Here is a 3,531-nt window from a genome sequence, read left to right on the forward strand (position 1 = left end):
TGAGCCGGATTTTGATACCCCCAATTGCATAAAAGAAGCCGCATACAAAGCATTGAAAGAGGGGAAAACGGGCTACACTCACAGTCTGGGACTCCCTGAACTGAGGGAAGCCATCTCAGAACATTATCGCAGGAAATATGGCGTAGAGGTAGCACCCGATCAAATAGTCATAACCTCCGGAACCTCTCCAGCCATGTTTTTAATCTTCTCCGTTTTACTCAATTCCGGCGACGAAGTAATTTTATCCAACCCTTGCTATGCTTGCTATCCCAACTTCGTTGAATTCTTGGATGGCGTCCCAATTTACATCGATGTCTATGAAGAGGATGGATTTCAGTATCGACCGGAGAAGATAAGGGAAAAAATCAATCCCAAAGCGAAGGCGATCTTCATCAATTCTCCATCGAATCCAACGGGTAACCTATTATCGTTGAAAGTCATGGAAGAAATCGCGGAAATTGCCCGCGAGAATTGCTTCGTCGTTTCCGATGAAATTTACCACGGTCTAGTATATGAGGGAAGAGAGCATTCCATTTTAGAATTCACCGATGGGGCCTTTGTCCTCAATGGATTTTCCAAAGCCTATGCCATGACTGGCTGGAGGTTGGGATATGTAATTGCCCCCAAAGAGTTCATAAGACCAATGCAAAAAATACAGCAAAACTTCTTCATTTCGGCGAATAACTTCGTTCAATGGGCGGGAATCGCCGCTTTGAAAGAAGCTAAAGCAGATGTGAAGAGGATGGTCGAAATCTACGATCAAAGAAGGAAATATATCATCCCTAAGCTGAGAGAGATTGGATTCGGCATAAAAGTCGAGCCCACAGGCGCTTTCTATGTCCTAGCAAACGCAAAACGTTTTGGTAATGATTCATACAAGTTAGCCCTTGAGATTCTGGAAAATGCAAAAGTAGCGGTAACACCGGGAATCGACTTTGGAGATAATGCCGAGGGATACCTTCGTTTCTCCTACGCTAACTCACTAGAGAACATAGCAGAAGGTATGAATCGGCTGGAGAAATACTTGAAGGGAAAAACCCTTAGCGAAAGTTAGAATTTTTTCGGCAACTCCCGTTAGTCCTCTTCAACGAGAGAGGCCACGTAAGAGAGATTTCTGTAGCGCTCTGCATAATCAAGCCCATAACCCACGACAAAGACGTTGGGGATGGCAAAACCCACATAATCCAAGTTTATGGGTACCTCTCGACGTTCCTTTTTATCCAGAAGCGCACAGACCTTAAGACTCGCTGGTTTTTTGGAGGCCAAGTAATCGAGGATGAATTTCAGAGTGTGACCAGTGTCCACGATGTCTTCCACCACAAGAACGTGCCTTTCCCGGATATCAACTTCGAGTTCTTTGGTAACTCTTACCCTTCCCGTGGTCTTCATTCTTCGCCCATAGCTTGAAGTGGCCATAAAATCGATTTCCACTGGAAGTGAGAGGTGCTTTAATAAATCCCCCAGGAACATGAAGGCACCTTTTAAGATGCATACCATCAAAATATCTTTCCCTCTGTAGTCTTGGGATATCCTATCCGCAAGTTCCTTAACCTTGGCTTGGATTTGTTCTTGAGAGATGAGAACTTTTCCGACTTTCAAATTCGCCTCACAAATTCGCCCATTTTGAGACATCTTAATTTTACTGTCCGCACGCCATACAAGCAAGGCGCCCGCCCCCCACCATCGCTTCACACAGGCGAAAGTGGCGGGTTGAGAACGGTGTAAAGGAAAACAAAGAAAAAAATAATTGAGGCACATGGCCTCAATTTTGAAATTCGCTCCGCTTCCCATGGATCCATGGATAAATTCTGGATTAAATCCTCTTTAAAACTTTTTAATCCTTATTCCGCAATTCCTCCTTGTGTTTAATGAAGATTGGGCAGGAATCGCAATTGGGGTAAACATGGCATAGACAACCCTGCTTAATTTCCCAACAGTCTATTCGCCTCTCATAAGCTGGACATTTTATGTAGTGGCTCGCCGGACACCCCTTTAAATCCCAGCAATTTCGCATTTCTGTCCTCCTTGTCTCTTTCTTTTCACCCCATTTCGAATTCTTTCTTCCAATTCTTTTTCGCTTTTCACTCCCGATACATCGATTCCCAGCTCCATGAATACCGAGAGAGTGGCTCGAATGATTTTTGTTCTGGGCAATTTATATCCACCACTGAATTTCATCTGGCGGGAAAGGTCATCGAGGAATTCAACTTGAGGTCTTGTTAAAAATGTGGAAACACGCTGCAAAGATTCAAATTTTTCATCACTCACCATATTCCTTGACCACCTTACAAAAATTTGCAATCAATTATAGAAGATAATGTGCTTTTGGTCAAGGGTTATTTTACACTGCAGCGCCAATCTATTTTTGCCTTTTACCCTTGTACTGAGCCTTTGCCTCCATTATTCTTTCTTTTAACTCATCTTCATCCTTGACCCCAGTGACATCTATATCCAGCTGCATAAGAGCTTTTATTGCTGCTCTAACGATAGCTGTATTGGCGAGCTTACGTCCACCAGAAACTTTGGATTTTAGACTCAAATTCTCCAAGTAACTGAACATCTCTTCGGGCATGGTTATGGGCACACGGAGATAGTTCTTCTTACTCTCCTTCTCCATTTATCACACTCCCTCATCAAGAGCTCTCCAAGCTCTTTAAATTATATGGCTATATGAAATATTTTTCTACTATACAGTTTTTTATTAAATTGGTCAAGTGTTCAGCTGTCCAGAGAATAAGGGAGGCAGTTAGAGATCGGATATGGGGAGGGTGGCCGAATTATCTATCTTCGTCGCCTGAGGTTTTACCCGATTCTTCCAAGGGAAAGATCATGATAATATCCTCTCTATTGACGGCCACGAAACTTAAATTATATAAGACTTTATCCTCCGTGGCGTGAAGGATCTTGGCATCGGTGATGGGGAAAAAGTCTTTTGTCTTAACATTTACGATATCGGTGAGGCGGCTTCCCGGTAGAATATACATATCCCCCTCTATCCTGTAAAGGGGAGTACATATCACCACTCTGACCTTCTCCTTTTGCGTATACATTTTAACTCCTCCCCAATTATATTTAATCCATTCTAGTTATCGGCTTAATCAATTCTAAAGATTAGCGGGAAGATGGAATTGTGAGAAATTTTACATCAGAAAGAGACATATGGCCAATACCATCACCATCAAAACTATCACCAAAACATTAAAGCTCATATCACGAGTATACTCCCGAATAGCCGCTCTCGTTTCAGCAACTTTGCGCTGGCTTACGTACCTCTCCACCGTCCAGGGAACTCTTTCCTCGGTGACAGCCTCTGCAAGGACGCGCAACATCATCCTTAACCAATCCATCGATTTGTGCCAAAGTGTTTTCTCCAAAGCTCGATAACCGGCTTGAGCTCGCCTGTATTCCGCCACAAATCTATCCACTATTATATCCATTGCTTCTGTGGATACTTTCGATTCCGCCAATTTTCTATATTCGGATAAACTTCCATACAAAATAGTATTCCACGCCTCAACGGTGGGTACTTTG

The 3,531-nt window shown here is 43.1% G+C and carries 7 protein-coding genes; 1 reads left to right on the forward strand and 6 read right to left on the reverse strand.

The window, feature by feature from the left end; all coding sequences use genetic code 11:
- Window positions 1–1,054: pyridoxal phosphate-dependent aminotransferase (locus AB1466_07340; protein MEW6189898.1), on the forward strand; the 1,054-nt coding region annotated here is incomplete at its 5' end.
- A 20-nt stretch (window positions 1,055–1,074) separates the two neighbouring features.
- Here the strand turns inward: AB1466_07340 and hpt are convergent.
- The 6 genes from hpt to AB1466_07370 all read right to left on the reverse strand — a co-directional run.
- Window positions 1,075–1,632 carry a hypoxanthine phosphoribosyltransferase gene (gene hpt, locus AB1466_07345; protein ID MEW6189899.1) on the reverse strand — a complete coding sequence of 186 codons (558 nt, stop codon included), beginning with the start codon at window positions 1,630–1,632 and terminating at the stop codon, window positions 1,075–1,077.
- Between the two features lie 202 nt (window positions 1,633–1,834).
- Window positions 1,835–2,014 carry a hypothetical protein gene (locus AB1466_07350; GenBank protein MEW6189900.1) on the reverse strand — a complete coding sequence of 60 codons (180 nt, stop codon included), beginning with the start codon at window positions 2,012–2,014 and terminating at the stop codon, window positions 1,835–1,837.
- Window positions 1,993–2,271 carry a hypothetical protein gene (locus tag AB1466_07355; GenBank protein MEW6189901.1) on the reverse strand — a complete coding sequence of 93 codons (279 nt, stop codon included), beginning with the start codon at window positions 2,269–2,271 and terminating at the stop codon, window positions 1,993–1,995. Before AB1466_07355 ends, AB1466_07350 begins: the two co-directional genes overlap by 22 nt.
- Window positions 2,272–2,359: 88 nt before the next feature.
- Window positions 2,360–2,617, reverse strand: a complete 258-nt coding sequence (locus AB1466_07360) for a hypothetical protein (GenBank protein ID MEW6189902.1) — start codon at window positions 2,615–2,617, stop codon at window positions 2,360–2,362.
- 160 nt (window positions 2,618–2,777) lie between these two features.
- Window positions 2,778–3,050 (reverse strand): hypothetical protein, encoded by a 273-nt coding sequence (locus AB1466_07365; protein MEW6189903.1) that lies wholly within the window; start codon window positions 3,048–3,050, stop codon window positions 2,778–2,780.
- Between the two features lie 90 nt (window positions 3,051–3,140).
- Window positions 3,141–3,531: hypothetical protein (locus AB1466_07370; protein MEW6189904.1), on the reverse strand; the 391-nt coding region annotated here is incomplete at its 5' end.

This window comes from Actinomycetota bacterium (assembly GCA_040755895.1).
In the GTDB taxonomy this organism is placed as follows: domain Bacteria; phylum Actinomycetota; class Aquicultoria; order Subteraquimicrobiales; family Subteraquimicrobiaceae; genus Subteraquimicrobium.

What these genes read in the sequence shown, in the direction of transcription:
- AB1466_07355 (MEW6189901.1), bottom strand. Translation starts at nt 2,271, where the DNA reads ATGGTGAGTGATGAAAAATTTGAATCTTTGCAGCGTGTTTCCACATTT.
- hpt (MEW6189899.1), bottom strand. Translation starts at nt 1,632, where the DNA reads ATGTCTCAAAATGGGCGAATTTGTGAGGCGAATTTGAAAGTCGGAAAA.
- AB1466_07350 (MEW6189900.1), bottom strand. Translation starts at nt 2,014, where the DNA reads ATGCGAAATTGCTGGGATTTAAAGGGGTGTCCGGCGAGCCACTACATA.
- AB1466_07365 (MEW6189903.1), bottom strand. Translation starts at nt 3,050, where the DNA reads ATGTATACGCAAAAGGAGAAGGTCAGAGTGGTGATATGTACTCCCCTT.
- AB1466_07360 (MEW6189902.1), bottom strand. Translation starts at nt 2,617, where the DNA reads ATGGAGAAGGAGAGTAAGAAGAACTATCTCCGTGTGCCCATAACCATG.